The organism is Streptomyces xantholiticus (genome assembly GCF_014651015.1).
GTDB lineage: Bacteria > Actinomycetota > Actinomycetes > Streptomycetales > Streptomycetaceae > Streptomyces > Streptomyces xantholiticus.
Genome location: NZ_BMWB01000003.1, coordinates 209,111 through 227,120 on the forward strand (window position 1 = coordinate 209,111; position 18,010 = coordinate 227,120).

Below are 18,010 nucleotides of genomic sequence, written 5' to 3' on the forward strand. Positions count from 1 at the left end.
CATGCGACCGTCCGGCGATCGAGGTCACCGTCCGAAGAGCGGTGCCGGGCCATGGGCCCCGGAGCCGTCAGGGGCAGGGGTCCGGGACCGGTCCCCGCCCCGCCGGGGGAACGGGCCGTCGCAGGCCACCCGGCCGCCCGCCGCAGGCGCTCCCCGGAACGGCGGAACGCCCCTGGCGTCACGTCGCGCCGGCGGCCGTCTCCTCACGCTCCGGCAGCTCCGCCGCCAGCACGGCCGCCGCCTGCACCAGCGGGAGCGCGAGCATGGCACCCGTTCCCCCGCCGACCGTCACACCGTGGTCGAGCACCGGGTGGAGCGCCATCCGGTCCAGGGCCTTCGTCTGCGCCGGCTCACCGCTCACCTGCCCCGCGATCCACCAGTCCGGTGCCCGGAACGCGGCCCGCTGCCCGACCAGCGCACACGCCGCCGACACCACGCCGTCCAGGATCACCGGCATCCGTCGCACCGCGCTCTGCAGCAGGAATCCCGTCGTCGCCGCCAGGTCCGCACCGCCCACGGCCGCCAGCAGCTCCAACTGGTCGCCCAGCACCGGCCGGGCCCGCCGCAGCGCGTCCCGGATCGCCGCGCACTTGCGCATCCAGGCCAGGTCGTCGATGCCCGCACCGCCGCGTCCCGTCACCACCGAGGCGTCCGTGCCGCACAGCGCCGCGATCAGCGTCGCCGCCGGTGTCGTACCGCCGACGCTCAGATCGCCGAGGACGACGAGATCGGTCCCCGAGTCGGCCTCCTCGTCGGCGATCGCCATGCCGAGGCGTACGGCCTGCTCCGCCTCCTCGACGGTGAGCGCGTCCTCGATGTCGATACGGCCGCTGCCGCGCCGCACCCGGTGCCGTGACACCTCCTCGGGCAGCAGCGCGGGGTCGCAGTCCAGGCCGGCGTCGACGATCCGCACCGGCACGCCCGCCCTGCGGGCCAGCACGGCCACCGGGCTCACGCCCTCCAGCACATCGCGCACCAGCCGGTGGGCGCTGCCCGACTCCCGGGCGGAGACGCCCAGTTCTGCCACACCGTGGTCACCGGCGAACAGCACCACGCGCGGGTGCTCGACCGCCCTGACCGGTACGGAGGCCTGTGCGGCGGCCAGCCACTCGCCGAGCTCGTCGAGACGGCCCAGCGCACCGGGCGCCACGGTCAGCCGCTCCCGGCGTTCCTCGGCATCACGCCGCCTGCCGCTGTCAGGGCGCTCGATCAGATCGGAGAAGTCGTCGAGATTCAGCCTGCTCATTCGCCGAACAGTACCGGCACCGGGTGCGGCCGGGCCGAGCAGTACCGGCCCGGCCCGTGGCTCAGCCGCGCAGTACGAGGGCCTGGCCCGCGACAACCAGCAGCACCTGCTCGCACTCGGCGGCGAAGGCCGAGTTCAGCCGGCCGAGCTCGTCACGGAAGCGCCGCCCGGAGGCCGTGGCGGGCACCACTCCGGAGCCCACCTCGTTCGTCACGGCCACGACCGTACGGGACGTCGCCCGTACCGCCGCGAGAAGTTCGCCGACCCGCTCGCGCAGCGCGCGCTCGCCCTCCGCGGCCCCGCGCTCGTCGTCCCAGGCGCCCGCCTTGTCCATCGCGTCCGTCAACCACAGAGACAGGCAGTCGATCAGGACCGGAGGCCCGTCCTGCGCCAGCACCGGCACCAGATCGCACGTCTCCGCCGTACGCCACGAACCGGGCCGGCGCTCACGGTGCGCGGCCACCCTGGCCGCCCACTCCGGGTCGTCGTCCCGGCCGCCCCCCGTCGCGACGTACAGCACGTCGGGGAAGGCGTCCAGCCGCCGCTCGGCCTCCAGCGACTTGCCCGAACGAGCCCCACCCGTCACCAGGGTCCGCCGGGGCACGTCCGGCACCGCGTGGTACTCGCCGACGATCAGCGTCGTCCCGTCCGGTACCGCGCGGGCTCCCGCGGCCGCCAGGCGCCGGGCCAGCTCAGGTCCGCCCGGGGCGTCGTGGTCCAGATGCACGGCGATCACGTCCGTCGTCGCGCCGATCGCCCCGGACGCCCGCAGCCGGGCGATCGCGTCAGGGCGGCCCACGACGTCGGCCACGACCATCTCGTAGGCCGCCAGTCCCTCGGCGAGACCGGCGGGGGCTGCCCCCGGCGGCAGATACAGCAGCCGGTCGCCGTCCGGGGACGTCACCTCGTACCCCGTGCCCGGGTGGTCCATCGGCAGCGCACGCACCCGGTGCCCGCTGATCAGTGTCAACTCCCGCCCGTCCGGCACCCGCCCCGCCGTCGGCAGCCCGGCCGGCAGATCCAGGGCCGGCCCGTCATGAGGATGCGTCAGCAGCACCTGCCGTACGCCCACGAGGGAATGCCCCGCGCGGGCCGCGGCGAGCGCGGCGCCCGGCGTCAGATCGAGAAGCAGCGCGCCGTCCACGAGCAGCGCGGTCGCGGCCCGCGCCTCCGGTCCGCGGGCGGTGGCGCACACGGCGCAGGGGCAGTCGGGCCGGGGGAGACCGGCTGGGGCGCCGGTGCCGAGCAGAGTCAGTTCCACGCCTCTGATCCTGCCGTCTCTCCCGGGGCGGTGCGCGCCCGGCTACGCTGCGGGCAGCAACTGATCAGCTTGCCCCAAGGACGTGGGAGGCGCACATGGCGTGGACGTGGCGGTTCGAGAGGTCCGACGGTACGGAGGTCCCGCCGGCGGTGGAGCCGGAGGAGTTCACGACGCAGGGCGACGCGGAGTCCTGGATCGGCGAGCACTGGCGCGAACTCCAGGAAGGCGGCGCGGACCAGGTCGTCCTCTCCGAGGACGGCAGCAAGATCTACGGCCCGATGAGCCTCCACGAGTCCTGACGCTCGACGCCGGGGGGCGCGCTGCGCCCCTTCGGTCGGGCCGGGTCGGGGTGCGTTGCGCCGGAACGGGCCCCGCCCCAGGGCGTCACGGGCACGGACCGGGCCGCCCCGGACACGCGGCACCCGGCCCGCCGCCCGCCCCGAGGGCCCGTCAGATCTCGCCCAGCGTGACCTCGACCGTCCGTTCCGCCGCGCCGCGTTCCACCGTCACGCGCACCTTCTCGCCGGGGCTCCGCGACGCCAGCACCTCCGCCAGGGACGTGATCGTCGTGATCTCCGTGTTTCCGACCTTCGTGATGATGTCCCCCGCCCGCATGCCTGCCTGCTCCGCGGCGCCGCCGCGCGTCACGGAGACCACCGCCACGCCGGACGGGCGGTAGCTGTGGTCGAGCACGGTGCGGCCCGTGATGCCCAGGGCGGCCCGGCCCGAACGCCGTACCTCGCCGTACTTGACGATCTGGTCGGCCACCGTGCGCACCATCGAGACGGGGATCGCGAAGCCGATACCCGGCGCCGGACTGCCTTCCAGGCCGGGATCGGACGCGGCGAGCGTCGGGATGCCGATGATCTCGCTGTTCAGATTGACCAGCGCGCCACCGCTGTTGCCGGGATTGATCGCCGCCGAGGTCTGCACCATGTTGCCGAGGGTCGCCCCGATTCCGCCGCCCTCGCTGCTCGCGCTGACGGTACGTCCGACGGCGGAGACGATGCCCTGGGTGACGCTGCTGGAGAGGCCGAGCGGTGAACCCATGGCGAGGACGATCTGGCCGACCGCCACCGCGGAGGAATCGCCGAAGCGCGCGGCGCGCAGGCCCGGAGGGATCGAGTCGAGCTTGATGACGGCGAGGTCCTGCTCGGGGAAGGAGGACACCAGCGTCGCGGTCAGCGGCTGCTCGCCGGTGGCGACGGTGACCCTGAAACGTCTCCCGTCCCCGACCACGTGCGCGTTGGTGACGAGGTGTCCCTTGTCGTCGTAGACGATGCCGGAGCCCAGACTCCGGCCGGCCTCGATCTGGACGACCGAGGGCAGCACGTTCGCGATGACCTCCCGGTAGTCGTCCTCGAGTTCGCTCGCGGCGACCGGGGCGGCGGCGCGGGCCCCGGCCCGGGTGGAAGGCGCGGACACCGGGCCGGCCCCCGGTGTGCAGCCGCCCGCCACGGCGATCGCGCACAGCCCGGCGCTCGCGGACAGCAGCAGCCGTAGGGCCCGTCGGCCGGTGCGGGGGGATACGTACATGCCCGGAGTATCCCTTTTGGTGGCGGGCCGGTGCCTGCGGTGCGCCTCCGATCAGGGGGCGTCGGACGAGGCCCGTGGAGCCGACGCCAGGAACTGGGTCGCCGCCAGTTCCCCGTACAGCGGATCGGTGGCCATCAGCTCGTGGTGCGAGCCCGCCGCACGGACCTTTCCGGCGTCCATGACCACGATCCGGTCCGCCAGGGTGACCGTCGACAGCCTGTGCGCGACCACGAGGACCGTCACTTCGCGCGACACCTCCGCGACCACGTCCCGCAGCGCCATCTCGTTGACCGCGTCGAGCTGCGAGGTCGCCTCGTCGAGCAGCAGCAGACGCGGTCTGCGCAGCAGCGCACGCGCGATGGCCACCCTCTGGCGTTCACCGCCGGACAGCTTCGAGCCGCGATGCCCGACCACCGTTTCGAGCCCGTCCGGCAGCCGTTCGACGAGGGCGTCCAGCCTGGCCCGTACGAGCACCTGCGTGATCTGCTCGTCGTCCGCGTCCGGCGCCCCGAAGACCAGGTTCTCGCGCAGGGTTCCGGCCAGTACGGGGGCGTCCTGCTCGACGTAGCCGATGGAGGCGCGCAGATCGGCGAGCGGCCAGTCGCGTACGTCCTTGCCGTCGACGAGGACCCGGCCGCCGGTCGCCTCGTAGAAGCGCTCGATCAGGCCGAACACCGTGGTCTTGCCCGCACCGGACGGTCCGACGAAGGCGGTCGTCCCCGCGCCGGGCACCGTGAAGGAGACGCCTTGGTGGACGGGGGGAAGATCGTCCCGATAACGGAAGGTGACGTCCTCGAAGGCCACGGCCGCCGGCCCGCTGCCGGTCCCCGACGGCGCGGTCAGGGTCTCCGCCTCCAGCCGCTCCGCCTCCTGGATCCGCGCGATCGCCGCAGAGCCGACCTGGTACTGGGTGGCCGCTTCCATCAGCTCGGAGATCGGCTCGATCAGATAGAAGAGGAACAGCAGGAACGCCACCAGCGTCGAGACCTGGATCGTGCCCGACGCGACCCGTGCCCCGCCGATCCCCAGTACGGCCAGGAACGACACCTGCACGGCCAGGCCGACGGACGACCAGGCGACCGCCTCCCACTTCGCGGACCGCAGGCCGTGCCGCCACGCCCGGCGAGCGGCGTCCTCGACGACCGCCGTCTCCCGGTCCTCCGCACCCGACGCCTTGACCGTACGGAACGCCCCGAACGCCCTCTCCAGTACGGTCGATATCTCGCCGACCGCCTCCTGGGAACGCTTCGTGGCCTCTGCGATCCGTGGCATCACCAGCGCGGTGGCTCCGACGACCAGCACGATCACGCCCAGCGTGACACCGAGCAGCACCGGGTCCATCACGCCCATCAGCGCGATCGTGGCGAGCAAGGACAACCCGCCTGTGCCGGCGGAGACGACCGACTGGGTCGTGACCGTGCGCAGCAGGGTCGTGTCCGACGTGACCCGCGACATCAGGTCGCCCGGCTGTGTCCGCTCCATCTCCGGCAGCCGCAGCCGCAGCAGCCGTGTGATCAACGTGCGCCGGGCCGTCAGGACCACCGACTCCGCGGTACGCGCCAGGATGTACGCACCCACCGACTCGACGGCCGTCCCGAGCACCACCAGCGCCGTGAGCAGCACAAGGATCCCGGTGATCGACCCGTCGCCGCCGAGCCGGTCGACCAGTGCCTTGGTCGCCAGGGGCTGCGCCAACGCGCTCGCCGCGCCGACGAGGGTGAACGCGGCGCCGAGCGCGACGGCCGAGCGGTGCGGTCGGAAGTGCCGGTACAGAGCCCGCCAGGTCTCACCGGTCGACAGTCGTGCGGCGGGCGTCCCGGCCCTTTCGTCAGTGATCATGCCCCGAAGGACGCCGAACGCCCCCGGTCGCCTGACCGGGGGCGTCGCACTGCGGGCACTGTGGCGCGATCCCGCCGTCCGGGGTCAGATCCGACGCACTCCGCACAGATGCAGCAGCGCGGCCACCCCGCGGTACGGGTCCGTGCGGCCGGCGCGTTCCTCCAGCGCCAGCACCTGCTGCAGCTCGTGGGCGGCGGGGAGTTCGACTTCGTTGCCGACGTTGTCCGTGAAGATCCGCACTCCGTACCAGGCGTGCAGCGGCGCCGCGATCCCCGCGAGCGTCGCCGTCAGCGCCCCGAGCCGGTCGGCCCGCACCCGCAGTCCGAGCCGGTTGGTGTAGGTGGTCGTGTCGAAGGCGTCCAGCGCCGACTGCCAGTCCCCGGCCGCCGCGGGCCGCATGGCCAAGGCGTCCCCGTTGCGTACGAGCAGCGACAGCAGCCCGCCGGGCGCCAGCATCCTGGCCAGGCCGGCGAGCATCGCGTCCGGCTCCTCGACGTACATGAGCACGCCGTGGCAGAGCACCACGTCGAAGCTGCCCGGCAGGAAGTGCACACCGGTGTCCCGGCCGTCGCCCTCCACCAGCCGGACCCGCTCGCGGATTCCGGCCGGCTCGCCCGCCAGCGCCTCACGGGCGGCCTTGAGCATCACGGCGTCGGACTCCAGGCCGGTGACCGTGTGCCCGGCGCGCGCCAGCCGCAGGGCCTGCGTGCCCTGGCCCATGCCGACGTCGAGGACCCGTAGGCGCTGGCCGACGGGATACCGGGCACTGATCTGCTCCTCGAGCTGACGGGCCACGAGTTCCTGGCGGACGGTGTTGCGCAGTCCGCCCGCACCGGCGAGCCAGTTCGCAGAGGCCTCCGGCGTGAAGCCGCCAGGCCGCGAAGAATTGGCGCTCAGGGCCGCTCTCCGCGCTTGACCTGCGGCTTCGGCAGCCGAAGCCGACGCATCTGAAGCGTACGCATCAGGCCGTAGGCCACGGCGCCGCGCTTCGGCTCGTCCGGGAAGCGCTCGCGCAGCTGCTTCTTCAGGCGGATCGTCAGGCCGATCGAGTCGACGACGATCAGCACGATCACGCCGAGCCAGAGCAGCAGCGCCACGTTCTGCAACTGGGCGACCCGGATCATGCTCAGCACCAGGATCACCACCGCGAGCGGCAGGAAGAACTCGGCGATGCAGAAGCGGGAGTCAACGAAGTCACGGACGAAACGCCGCACCGGTCCCTTGTCGCGGGCCGGCAGATAACGCTCGTCGCCGCTGGCGAGGGCCTCACGCTGCTTGGCCAGGTCCGCACGGCGCGCCTCGCGCTGGCGCTTCGTCGCCTCCTTGCGGTCCAGCGGAGCGCCGCTGCTCGCACGGCGGCGCTGGCCCTGGGCCTCACTGCGCTTCGGCGTCGGGCGGCCCTTGGGGGCCTCGGGGTCGCGGGGCTGCTTGGAGAGGTCCGCCGTCACCTTCGCGGTGGGGGCCTTCTCTTCCTTGGAACGGCTACGGAACACAAAGCCCAAGGGTACGGGTTGCCGGGCATGGACCCCACCCCGGTGGGGAACGATCCCGCAACGGCGTGCGTCCGTACCGGACAGAACGGGACGGCACGCACGGCTCCCCTGACAGGCACCTACTCCTTGCGCCGGATCGGAGCCGTCCGCAGTCGTCCTTGGGGATGAGCGCATCCGCGCCCGAACAGTGCGGTAATGGATGCAGGGCCCGTACGCTGGGTTCTAGTTGGAGTGCTGAAGCCGTAGTCCGTCAGAAGGGGGCGCGCGAAGCCCATGAGCGGTGTGATGAAGCGTATGGGGATGATCTTCCGCGCGAAGGCGAACAAGGCCCTCGACCGGGCCGAGGATCCGCGCGAGACCCTCGATTACTCCTACCAGAAGCAGCTGGAGCTGCTGCAGAAGGTCCGCCGCGGAGTCGCCGACGTGGCGACTTCCCGCAAGCGCCTCGAACTGCAGCTGAACCAGCTCCAGGGACAGTCCTCCAAGCTCGAGGACCAGGGCCGCAAGGCCCTGGCGCTCGGCCGCGAGGACCTGGCTCGCGAGGCACTCTCCCGCCGTGCCGCGCTGGAGCAGCAGGTCACCGACCTCGAGACGCAGCACCAGACCCTCCAGGGCGAGGAGGAGAAGCTGACGCTCGCCGCGCAGCGGCTGCAGGCCAAGGTCGACGCCTTCCGTACGAAGAAGGAGACCATCAAGGCCACGTACACCGCGGCGCAGGCGCAGACCAGGATCGCGGAGTCGTTCTCCGGCATCTCGGAGGAGATGAGCGACGTCGGCGTCGCGATCCAGCGCGCGGAGGACAAGACGGCGCAGCTCCAGGCCCGGGCCGGAGCGATCGACGAACTGCTCGCCTCCGGCGCGCTCGACGACCAGTCGGGCCTGGCGAAGGACGACATCCAGGCGGAGCTGGACCGGCTCTCGGGCGGTACGGACGTCGAGCTGGAGCTCCAGCGCATGAAGGCGGAGCTGGCCGGCGGCCCGGCGTCGCAGCAGGCGATCGAGGGCGGCACCGGAGGTTCGACGGACGCCGCGCAGCAGCAGAGCAGCCCCCACAAGTTCGACAAGCAGTGACGGACAGTACGGACGGACAGTAAGGACTCGTCATGATCGTACGGATCATGGGGGAGGGCCAGCTGGAGGTGGCCGAGAGCCACCTCCCCGAGCTGAACAAGCTCGACGACGAACTGCTCGCGGAGATGGAGAGCGGCGACGGGACCGGCTTCCGCCGGACCCTGCACGCGCTGCTGGAGAAGGTCCGCGATCTGGGGGAGCCGCTGCCGGACGATTCCCTGGAACCGTCGGAACTGATCCTGCCGGCGGCGGAGGCGACCCTGGAGGAGGTCCGGGAGCTCCTCGGAGAGAACGGCTTGATTCCGACCCCGGACTGACCCACCTCCCGCCGGGGGCGGCAATTTTCCCACCCGCCCCCTTCCGCTGTACCGAATTGCGGCTCCGCCGTGTGGCGGGACATCCCCGGACCTCGCTCCGCGCATGCAGCCCCGCCGGCGTCCGAGGCGCGGGCGTCCGGGGGCAGAGCCCCCGAAACACCGCGCGCAGCGCGGTGAACGGAGCCTGGGTCCCACGCCGCCAGGCGTAGGGAGAGGAGCCCGGTTTCGGGGAGGGGCGGAACGACACGGTGCCGCCCGCCGGCGCGGCGGACCGCGCCCCCGCCCGCCGTACGTGTCCCGGCCGCCAATCGCGGCCACGCCCCTGCCGCGGCCACGTCCTCCGACGCCACGCGTAACGTTGCCCGACGTGACCCCACTCGCCGCCCGGTACGACCGCACCCGCCGCTGGCTGGGCGCGCACCCGCTGGCCTTCGACGGTGCCCTGGCGTTCGCCGCGCTGGTCTGCATGGTCGCCGGATCGTTCGCCGACCCGCACGGCCCGCACGGGCCCACCTTCGGCACCCGCATCCCCGATCCGCGCAGCGTGGCCCTGATACTGGTGGCCGCGGCCGCGCTGGTCTTCCGGCGGCGGGAGCCGATGGGGGTGCTGCTGGTCACCGGCGCGGTGTCCGTCGTCGAGCTGGTCGCCGGCGACCCGGCGGCCCCCGTCGCGATGAGCGCCGTGATCGCCCTCTACACCGTTGCCGCGCGCACCGACCGGCCCACCACCTGGCGGGTGGGCCTGCTGACCATGGCGGTGCTGACCGGCTCGGCCATGTTCTTCGGCTCGAGCCCCTGGTACACGCAGGAGAACCTGGGCATCTTCGCCTGGACCGGCATGGCGGCCGCCGCCGGTGACGCCGTCCGCAGCCGCCGCGCCTTCGTCGACGCCATACGGGAGCGGGCGGAGCGGGCCGAGCGGACCCGCGAGGAGGAGGCCGGGCGCCGGGTGGCGGAGGAGCGGCTGCGGATCGCCCGCGATCTGCACGATGTGGTCGCCCACCACATCGCGCTGGTCAATGTGCAGGCCGGCGTCGCCGCACATGTGATGGACAAGCGTCCGGACCAGGCCAAGGAGGCGCTCGCGCACGTACGGGAGGCGAGCCGTTCCGCGCTGAACGAGCTGCGCGCCACCGTCGGGCTGCTGCGTCAGTCGGGGGACCCGGAGGCGCCCACCGAACCGGCGCCCGGTCTGGCGGTCCTCGACGAACTGGTCACCACGTTCCGCCAGGCCGGCCTGCCCGTCGAGGTCGCCCGCGCCGACGGCGGCGAAGTGCCGCCCGCCGCCGTCGACCTCGCCGCGTACCGGATCATCCAGGAGGCGCTGACCAATGTGCAGAAGCACGCGGGGCCGGACGCCAAGGCGGAGGTGAGCGTCGTACGGGTCGGCTCCCGGCTGGAGGTGACCGTCATCGACAACGGCCTGGAAGAGGCCAAGAGCCCCGACGACAACGGCGGGCACGGCCTGCTCGGCATGCGCGAACGCGTCACCGCCCTCGGCGGCACCCTCACGGCGGGCCCCCGCTACGGAGGCGGGTTCCGGGTGCAGGCGATACTGCCGCTGCAGGTTCGGTCGAACCCGGCGGGGGAGGACGGATGACGATCAGGGTGCTGCTCGCGGACGACCAGACGCTGCTGCGCAGCGCGTTCAGGGTACTGGTGGACTCCGAGCCGGACATGGAGGTCGTCGGGGAGGCGGCCGACGGGGCGCAGGCCGTGGCGCTGGCCCGTTCCGAGCGGGCCGACGTGGTCCTGATGGACATCCGGATGCCCGGTACGGACGGCCTCGCCGCCACCCGGACGATCAGCGCGGACCCGGAGCTGTCGCACGTACGGATCGTCATGCTGACGACCTTCGAGGTCGACGAGTACGTCGTGCAGTCGCTGCGGGCCGGCGCCTCCGGGTTCCTGGGCAAGGGAGCGGAACCGGACGAACTGCTGAACGCCATCCGTGTCGCCGCCGCGGGCGAGGCGCTGTTGTCACCGGCCGCGACCAAGGGCCTCATCGCCACGTTCCTCGCGCAGGGCGGCACGGCGGAGGACGACGGCCGCCAGGCGCGGGACCGCTCGCAGCGGCTGTCGGTTCTCACCGTCCGCGAGCGGGAGGTGCTGGTCCTGGTGGCGGGCGGGCACTCCAACGACGAGATCGCGGAGCGGCTCGAGGTGAGCCCGCTCACGGTCAAGACCCATGTGAACAGGGCCATGGCCAAGCTGGGCGCTCGTGACCGGGCCCAACTGGTGGTCACCGCGTACGAGTCGGGCCTGGTACGGCCGAGGGCGGAGTGAGGGCGCCGTACCGCAGGCGCGGAGGGAGGAGCCAAGAGCCGCTGCAGCGGATGGGCCCCCGCACTCACGGCGAGCCGCCCGGACCTCGGCCGCAGCGCGGCGCCCGCGGCCGGCCGGACACGCCTGAGGGGCACTCCGCCCGTGGCGGGTGCCCCTCAGCCTGTGCGACGTCACCGCTACGGCAGCGCCAGCATCCGCTCCAGCGCGAGCTTCGCGAAGCTCTCCGTCTCCTGGTCGACCTGGATGCGGTTGACCAGGTTCCCCTCGGCCAGCGACTCCAGCGTCCACACCAGGTGCGGCAGGTCGATGCGGTTCATCGTCGAGCAGAAGCAGACCGTCTTGTCGAGGAAGACGATCTCCTTGCCCTGGTCCGCGAATCGGTTCGCCAGGCGACGGACCAGGTTCAGCTCCGTGCCGATCGCCCACTTCGAGCCGGCCGGGGCCGCCTCCAGCGTGTTGATGATGTACTCCGTCGAGCCCACGTAGTCCGCGGCGGCGACGACCTCGTGCTTGCACTCCGGGTGCACCAGGACGTTCACGCCCGGGATGCGCTCACGCACGTCGTTGACCGAGTCCAGCGAGAAGCGGCCGTGGACAGAGCAGTGGCCGCGCCACAGGATCATCTTGGCGTTCCGCAGCTCCTCCGCGGTCAGTCCGCCGCCCGGCTTGTGCGGGTTGTAGAGCACGCAGTCCTCGAGGGACATCCCCATGTCACGGACGGCGGTGTTGCGGCCGAGGTGCTGGTCCGGCAGGAAGAGCACCTTCTCGCCCTGCTCGAAGGCCCAGTCCAGCGCCCGCTTGGCGTTCGACGACGTACAGATCGTGCCGCCGTGCTTGCCGGTGAAGGCCTTGATGTCCGCCGAGGAGTTCATGTACGAAACGGGGACGACCTGCTCGGCGATACCCGCCTCGGTGAGCACGTCCCAGCACTCGGCGACCTGCTCGGCCGTGGCCATGTCGGCCATCGAGCAGCCGGCCGCCAGGTCGGGCAGCACGACCTTCTGGTCTTCGGAGGTCAGGATGTCGGCCGACTCGGCCATGAAGTGCACACCGCAGAAGACGATGTACTCGGCCTCCGGCCGGGCCGCGGCGTCCTTCGCCAGCTTGAAGGAGTCGCCGGTGACGTCGGCGAACTGGATGACCTCGTCGCGCTGGTAGTGGTGCCCCAGGACGAAGACCTTGCTGCCGAGCTTCTCCTTGGCCGCGCGGGCGCGCTCCACCAGGTCCGGGTCGGACGGCGAGGGCAGGTCGCCGGGGCACTCCACGCCGCGCTCGCTCCGCGGGTCGGCCTCACGGCCGAGCAGCAGGAGGGCGAGCGGAGTCGGCGATACGTCGAGCTCGGGGCGGGTTGGGGCGGTGGTCACGACACGCACCCTTTCTTCGTCTGGCTGAGGACTTCTCGTCTATTTGACGCTATCTATCATAACCGCTTCACGTCACTTTGACGATGGCCATAGCGTCGATGTGACGCACCCCCCTGTCCACAGACCGTGCCGCACTTCGTCCCGGTGTGCGAGCATGAAGAGGCACGAAGCGCAAAGACGGGCCGGCCCGGAATGAATCCGCGGCCACGCCGGTTTCACCATCGGCAAGCAGTCCGCACAACCCGGGAGAGAAGCAGATGTCCGTATCGGACGAGACCACCACCGTGAGCGACGGCATCCTCCTGTCCGACGCCGCCGCGGCCAAGGTCAAGGCCCTGCTGGACCAGGAAGGCCGGGACGACCTGGCGCTGCGCGTCGCGGTTCAGCCCGGCGGCTGCTCCGGCCTGCGTTACCAGCTGTTCTTCGACGAGCGCTCGCTCGACGGCGACGTCGTGAAGGATTTCGACGGCGTCAAGGTCGTCACCGACCGCATGAGCGCCCCGTACCTGGGCGGCGCCTCCATCGACTTCGTCGACACCATCGAGAAGCAGGGCTTCACGATCGACAACCCGAACGCCACGGGCTCCTGCGCCTGCGGCGACTCGTTCAGCTAGGACTCCGGCTGCACATGCCGAAGGCGGCGGACCGGTTCCCGGTCCGCCGCCTTCGGCACGTCTGCGTAATGCGTAAAGGGCCGGGCCGCCGACCCCGGGCCGCTACCCCTTGCGCGGCAGCGGCTTGCCCTCCGCGTCGACGACCTTCCGGCCGTCCAGCGGCTTCTCCAGGGTCACGGACTCCGTGAGCTCCTTGGCCAGCAGGATGCAGACCCGCTTGGGGTCCGGATTCGTCTCCACGATCCGCACCTTCACCTGGTCGTCCGTCTCGGTCGCCTTCGCCGCGTAGTCGCTGCACACGCCGCCCCAGAAGGTGATCTTCAGGGTCCGCCCGTCGACGCTGTACGAGATCTGGGCGGGACCCGTCTGCTCGGAGGGGTCCTTCGGCGGGTCCACGGGGGTGACGTCCTTCGCAGGCGGCTCCGCACTCTTGAGGAACCGCTCCTCCACCGCCGTGTGCGTCACGGTGAACGGCCGGTCCCCGTCCTTCGCCGACACCTCGAACAGCCACGAGGGCACGAGTGCCTGCCGCCCGTCCACGTACTGCGTGGAGAGCCCGAAGACGGCCTTGCGGATCGTCAGCCGATCAGGTGCCGCCGGGGAGCTCTCGGGTTCGCACGGTGTCTCGGCAGTCGGCTCGTCCTTGTGGGGCACCGGGGTGGCGCACCCGCCGATCCGGACACGACCGCTTTCCTTGCCGGCCTCGTTCAGCTGCTCGACCGCCTCCTCTGCGGAGATCACGGGATATGTGTGCCCCTTCACGGGCTCCTTCAGCTGACCGCTGCCGCCGACGACGGCGCCGTCCGCACCCACCTGGACACCGGTCGACCAGCCGTACGTCGGCAGGCCGCTCACGACGGGATTCGCGTTCACCACCCGTACGGCGCCCATCAGCTGACCCGCGTCCAGATCGGCGTCGCCCTGGCCGACCGCCTCGAGCACGGGGGCAGCCGCCTTCCTCGCCTCTGCCTCGCTCACGGCCGGGCCGGGCTCGTCGGCGCCGCGGGACGGGCACGCCTTGCCCTTCAGGCAGTTGTCGCCGCCGGGCGACGCGATGTGCCTGGCGAAGGTCCAGCTCCCCGGCGCCTCCTTGTTCACCTGCAGCGTCGGTCCCTGTCCGTCCTTGGACGGGCCCACCTTCCACGCCGGCCCCTCGAGCCGCGGGGTCCCCGGCAGGTCCAGCGCCTTCGCGAGACGGGACACCTCCGCCTCGGTGACCGATCCCTTCGCGCGGTGCACGGCCGCACTGTCGGGGCCCTTCGGCAGGTCGCCCTCCGGCCGGTAGACGACGCCCCCGGTCGGGTCGGGCTCACCACCCGGCGCGATGCCACGCTCGGCCCGGGGCCCGCCGGTGTCCAGGGCGAGCAGCGGCGGGTTCTTCCCATCGCCGGAACCGCTTCCGGTGTCCGTGGCCCCGGCGCCTTCGCCGCTGTCGAAGCCGGAGGTCGCGAAGTACGCGCCGCCCCCGCCGGCCACCAGCACCGCGGCCGCCACAGAGGCGACGACCAGCGCGGAACGCCGACGGCGGGGAGTCTCGTGCGTGTTCTCCGTGCTGCTCACCGCATCGCTCCTTGTCTCGTGCCTCCTGCTGCGGAGGACACGGGTGGGACGGAGCGGGGGAGCGCGTGGTTCCCTTCGCCTCTCCCCGGCGGCGACACGGCAGTCCTGCGCGTCAGTAGCCGTAGTCGGACATCGCGTCCACCAGCCGTGCGGAGGCGGGCGGCACCACGACACCGTGGATGAGGGACGGGGACACGGGCCTCGGTGCCGCAGCCGCCGGTACGACCCAGTGTGGAGCCATTCGGGCACAGTCGCCGCGAAGCTGGGCCAGACTGATCTCGTACTCCCGCGGATCGTGTGGCGTGCGCGGCTCGAGCGCGGCGCTGTGCTTCGTCATAGCCGCACCGTATGCACCTGGGAGTCCAGGAAAAAAGCCCTACTATCGGGTAGTTTCCGCACTCGGCGGGTACGCAGGACCCGGTAGCGTGAACTGTCACTGCCAGACCGCCTCAGGAGCGCCTCACCGTGCGTATCGCAGTCACCGGCTCCATCGCCACCGATCACCTCATGACCTTCCCCGGCCGCTTCGCCGACCAGTTGGTCGCGGACCAGCTGCACACGGTCTCCCTCTCCTTCCTCGTCGACACGCTCGATGTGCGCCGGGGCGGAGTCGGAGCGAACATCTGCTTCGGCATGGGTCAGCTCGGCACCGGCCCGATCCTGGTCGGCGCCGCGGGCGCGGACTTCGACGAGTACCGGGCCTGGCTCGACCGCCACGGGGTCGACACGGCGTCCGTCCGTATCTCCGAGGTCCTGCACACCGCTCGCTTCGTGTGCACCACGGACGTCGACCACAACCAGATCGGCTCCTTCTACACGGGCGCGATGAGCGAGGCCCGACAGATCGAGCTCAAGTCGGTGGCGGACCGCGTCGGCGGCCTCGACCTCGTCCTGATCGGTGCGGACGACCCGGAGGCGATGCTGCGCCACACCGAGGAGTGCCGCTCGCGCGGCATCCCGTTCGCCGCGGACTTCTCGCAGCAGATCGCCCGTATGAGTGGCGACGAGATCCGGATACTGCTGGACGGTGCGGCGTACCTGTTCTCCAACGAGTACGAGAAGGGCCTCATCGAGTCCAAGACCGGCTGGAGCGACGAGGAGATCCTCGGCAGGGTCGGCCACCGTGTCACCACCCTCGGCGCGCGCGGCGTCCGCATCGAGTCCGTGGGCGCGGACCCGATCGAGGTCGGCTGCCCCGACGAGGACGCCAAGGTCGACCCGACCGGCGTCGGCGACGCGTTCCGCGCGGGCTTCCTCTCCGGCCTGTCGTGGGGCGTGGGCCTGGAGCGGGCGGCGCAGGTGGGCTGCATGCTGGCGACCCTGGTGATCGAGACTCTGGGCACGCAGGAATACACGCTGCGGCGCGCCCACTTCATGGAGCGCTTCACGAAGGCGTACGGCGACGACGCGGCCTCGGAGGTCCGCGAGCACCTGGCCTGACGGACCGGGTGAGGCGGCGGGCCTGGCCGCCGCGCGGGGCGGACCCGGTTACGGGGTCCGCCCCGGGCCTGGCGGCCCGGGCCCCCGTGCCCCTCCAGGGGCCGCTGCGCGCGGCGGACCCGACTACGAGGCTGCTTCCCCCGGGCCGGCCGTACGGCATGGGGGAAGCACTCGTATCCGTACCCCGTGCCTCGAAATCCCGCTAGGGCTCGACGGCCGTGGGTGGGGGCACGGCCGTCGGGCAAAGGGGAGTTACCCCCGGCGGGGGCCGGATTTCCAGCCGTCCGGCGGCCCCGGACACCGCGCGAAGCGCTGTACGGGGTCCGGGGCGAAGCCCCGGTTCGGGAAGGGGGAGGTGGGGAAAGGGCCCGCCGCAGGCGTCACCGCAGGCGTCGCACCACATACGCCACGCCCCGCTCCGCCCCCTGTTCCCCCACGTACTCCTGCCCCCGCATCCCGCACCAGGCCGGGATGTCCAGCCGCGCCGCCTCGTCGTCGGAGAGCACCGTCACCGTGCCGCCGACCGGCACGTCGCCGATGACCTTGGCCAGTTCGATCACCGGGATCGGGCAGCGCCGGCCGAGTGCGTCCACCACGAGGGACTCGGACACCTCCGGCGAAACAGCGGGCGCGGGCGCAGTCGCAGGCGCCCCCAACCGCTCCCGCACTCCCGCCACCAATCCCGGCAGCACCTCCAGGAAGCGGTCCACGTCCTCCTCCGACGTACCGGATGTGCCGGACGTACCGGACGACGACGGCAGCGACACCCGAACGTTCCCCTCCGACAGCACCCCCATCGCCCGCAGCACATGGCTCGGGATCAGCGTGCTGCTGGTGCACGAAGAGCCGGAGGAGACGGAGAACCCGGCCCGGTCCAGTTCGTGGAGCAGAGTCTCTCCGTCGACATAGAGACAGGAGAACGTCACCACGTGCGGCAGTCGCCGCACCGGGTCGCCCACCACCTCCACGTCCGGCACCAGTTCCGGAACCCGCGCCCGGATGCGGTCCACGAGAGCCCGGAGCCGTACCGCCTCGTCCGACGCCTCCGCGCGCACGGCGCGCAGGGAGGCGGCCGCCGCCACGATCGCCGGGATGTTCTCGAAGCCGGCGGACCGGCCCGACTCCCGTTCGTCGGCGGGGCCTTGCGGAGCGAACCGGACACCCTTGCGTACGGCGAGCAGCCCGACGCCCGCCGGGCCGCCCCACTTGTGCGCGCTCCCGGTCAGCAGCGACCAGTCCCCGTCCACCGGACCCCAGGCCAGGGACTGGGCGGCGTCCACAAGGAGCGGTACGCCCGCCACGCGACACGCCTCGGCCACCTCCCGCACCGGCTGTTCGGTGCCCACCTCGTGGTTGGCGGACTGCAGACACGCCAGTGCGGTGGTGGTATCGAGCTCCGCGGCGTACGCGTCGGGGGACACCGCCCCGTACCGGTCCACGCCGACCTCGGTCACCGAGCCGCCGGCCGCCTCCCAGGCCGCCGCGGCGTGGAGAACGGCGGAGTGTTCGACGGAGGAGACGACGAGACGGCGGCCGACACGCCGACGTCCGGCGAGCGCGCCGGAGATCGCGGTATGAATGGCCTGCGTCCCCGAAGGAGTGAAGACGAGCTCGTCGGGACGGCACCCGACAGCCTCCGCCGCTGCCTCCCTGGCCGCGTCGAGCAGCAGCCGTGCCCGGCGGCCCTCGCGGTAGAGCCGTGCGGGGTCGGCCCAGCCCTCGTCGAGGGAGGCCTGCAGGGCCTGGCGGGCCACGGGGTGCAGGGGAGCGGCGGAAGCGGCATCGAAATAGGGCACGTCGTCACGCTAACCCCGAGGAGGGGAGCGAGCGTCAGCCGGCCGCCGGAAGTGGGCATTCCGGGGCGCTCCGTACCTCCCGGGAAGGGGTCGGCCACCCCTTCGGGGTGTCGGGCGGCGCGTTGGGCACCCTCCCCGCGCGACCCCAAATAGCGTCCAGTAGGGTTTGGTCCGCATAAACATCCAA

The 18,010-nt window shown here is 72.2% G+C and carries 17 protein-coding genes; 7 read left to right on the forward strand and 10 right to left on the reverse strand.

The features are described from left to right. Positions 1-178: 178 nt before the first annotated feature. Both cobT and IE198_RS07470 read right to left on the reverse strand, forming a co-directional pair. Entirely contained in the window at positions 179-1,246 is a 1,068-nt protein-coding gene (gene cobT, locus IE198_RS07465) for a nicotinate-nucleotide--dimethylbenzimidazole phosphoribosyltransferase (RefSeq protein ID WP_189884010.1), read from the reverse strand. Positions 1,247-1,307: 61 nt separating this feature from the next. Next, positions 1,308-2,507: a bifunctional adenosylcobinamide kinase/adenosylcobinamide-phosphate guanylyltransferase gene (locus IE198_RS07470; protein WP_189884012.1), complete on the reverse strand. Its 1,200-nt coding sequence runs from the start codon at positions 2,505-2,507 to the stop codon at positions 1,308-1,310. A 95-nt stretch (positions 2,508-2,602) separates the two neighbouring features. Here IE198_RS07470 and IE198_RS07475 point away from each other — a divergent pair, with 95 nt between their 5' ends. Beyond that, positions 2,603-2,806 (forward strand): hypothetical protein, encoded by a 204-nt coding sequence (locus IE198_RS07475; RefSeq protein WP_189884014.1) that lies wholly within the window; start codon positions 2,603-2,605, stop codon positions 2,804-2,806. Between the two features lie 151 nt (positions 2,807-2,957). On the opposite strand, the gene IE198_RS07480 is transcribed toward IE198_RS07475, so the two are convergent. The 4 genes from IE198_RS07480 to IE198_RS07495 all read right to left on the reverse strand — a co-directional run bounded on the left by IE198_RS07480 (position 2,958) and on the right by IE198_RS07495 (position 7,375). Then, on the reverse strand, positions 2,958-4,043 hold the full coding sequence (locus IE198_RS07480; protein ID WP_189884016.1) for a S1C family serine protease: 1,086 nt from the start codon (positions 4,041-4,043) through the stop codon (positions 2,958-2,960). Between the two features lie 51 nt (positions 4,044-4,094). Continuing rightward, a complete protein-coding gene (locus IE198_RS07485) occupies positions 4,095-5,882 on the reverse strand; it encodes an ABC transporter ATP-binding protein (protein ID WP_189884018.1) in 1,788 nt (595 codons plus the stop codon). A gap of 84 nt (positions 5,883-5,966) precedes the next feature. Next, entirely contained in the window at positions 5,967-6,704 is a 738-nt protein-coding gene (locus tag IE198_RS07490) for a class I SAM-dependent methyltransferase (RefSeq protein WP_189884393.1), read from the reverse strand. A gap of 71 nt (positions 6,705-6,775) precedes the next feature. Next, positions 6,776-7,375: a DUF3043 domain-containing protein gene (locus IE198_RS07495; RefSeq protein WP_189884020.1), complete on the reverse strand. Its 600-nt coding sequence runs from the start codon at positions 7,373-7,375 to the stop codon at positions 6,776-6,778. 273 nt (positions 7,376-7,648) lie between these two features. Here IE198_RS07495 and IE198_RS07500 point away from each other — a divergent pair, with 273 nt between their 5' ends. The 4 genes from IE198_RS07500 (at position 7,649) to IE198_RS07515 (ending at position 11,049) form a co-directional block, all read left to right on the forward strand. Continuing rightward, positions 7,649-8,446, forward strand: a complete 798-nt coding sequence (locus IE198_RS07500; protein WP_189884022.1) for a PspA/IM30 family protein — start codon at positions 7,649-7,651, stop codon at positions 8,444-8,446. 32 nt (positions 8,447-8,478) lie between these two features. Then, the gene (gene pspAA / locus IE198_RS07505; RefSeq protein ID WP_189884024.1) at positions 8,479-8,763 is read left to right on the forward strand and encodes a PspA-associated protein PspAA; all 285 of its coding nucleotides are present in this window, start codon (positions 8,479-8,481) and stop codon (positions 8,761-8,763) included. A 358-nt stretch (positions 8,764-9,121) separates the two neighbouring features. After that, positions 9,122-10,363, forward strand: coding sequence for a sensor histidine kinase (locus IE198_RS07510; RefSeq protein ID WP_189884026.1), 1,242 nt, complete (start codon positions 9,122-9,124; stop codon positions 10,361-10,363). After that, the gene (locus IE198_RS07515; RefSeq protein WP_189884028.1) at positions 10,360-11,049 is read left to right on the forward strand and encodes a response regulator; all 690 of its coding nucleotides are present in this window, start codon (positions 10,360-10,362) and stop codon (positions 11,047-11,049) included. The genes IE198_RS07510 and IE198_RS07515 overlap by 4 nt, the downstream gene beginning before the upstream one ends. A gap of 176 nt (positions 11,050-11,225) precedes the next feature. Here IE198_RS07515 and nadA read toward each other — a convergent pair whose 3' ends face one another. Continuing rightward, a complete protein-coding gene (gene nadA / locus IE198_RS07520; protein WP_189884030.1) occupies positions 11,226-12,413 on the reverse strand; it encodes a quinolinate synthase NadA in 1,188 nt (395 codons plus the stop codon). 257 nt (positions 12,414-12,670) lie between these two features. Here nadA and IE198_RS07525 point away from each other — a divergent pair, with 257 nt between their 5' ends. Next, the gene (locus IE198_RS07525) at positions 12,671-13,027 is read left to right on the forward strand and encodes a HesB/IscA family protein (RefSeq protein ID WP_005318559.1); all 357 of its coding nucleotides are present in this window, start codon (positions 12,671-12,673) and stop codon (positions 13,025-13,027) included. 102 nt (positions 13,028-13,129) lie between these two features. Here the strand turns inward: IE198_RS07525 and IE198_RS07530 are convergent, their stop codons facing one another. Further along, the gene (locus IE198_RS07530; protein ID WP_189884032.1) at positions 13,130-14,587 is read right to left on the reverse strand and encodes a hypothetical protein; all 1,458 of its coding nucleotides are present in this window, start codon (positions 14,585-14,587) and stop codon (positions 13,130-13,132) included. A 112-nt stretch (positions 14,588-14,699) separates the two neighbouring features. Next, positions 14,700-14,924 (reverse strand): hypothetical protein, encoded by a 225-nt coding sequence (locus IE198_RS07535; protein ID WP_189884034.1) that lies wholly within the window; start codon positions 14,922-14,924, stop codon positions 14,700-14,702. A gap of 128 nt (positions 14,925-15,052) precedes the next feature. Here IE198_RS07535 and IE198_RS07540 point away from each other — a divergent pair, with 128 nt between their 5' ends. Beyond that, positions 15,053-16,027: a carbohydrate kinase family protein gene (locus IE198_RS07540; RefSeq protein WP_189884035.1), complete on the forward strand. Its 975-nt coding sequence runs from the start codon at positions 15,053-15,055 to the stop codon at positions 16,025-16,027. A gap of 380 nt (positions 16,028-16,407) precedes the next feature. On the opposite strand, the gene IE198_RS07545 is transcribed toward IE198_RS07540, so the two are convergent. Next, positions 16,408-17,823: a cysteine desulfurase/sulfurtransferase TusA family protein gene (locus tag IE198_RS07545; protein ID WP_189884038.1), complete on the reverse strand. Its 1,416-nt coding sequence runs from the start codon at positions 17,821-17,823 to the stop codon at positions 16,408-16,410. Positions 17,824-18,010: the final 187 nt, after the last annotated feature.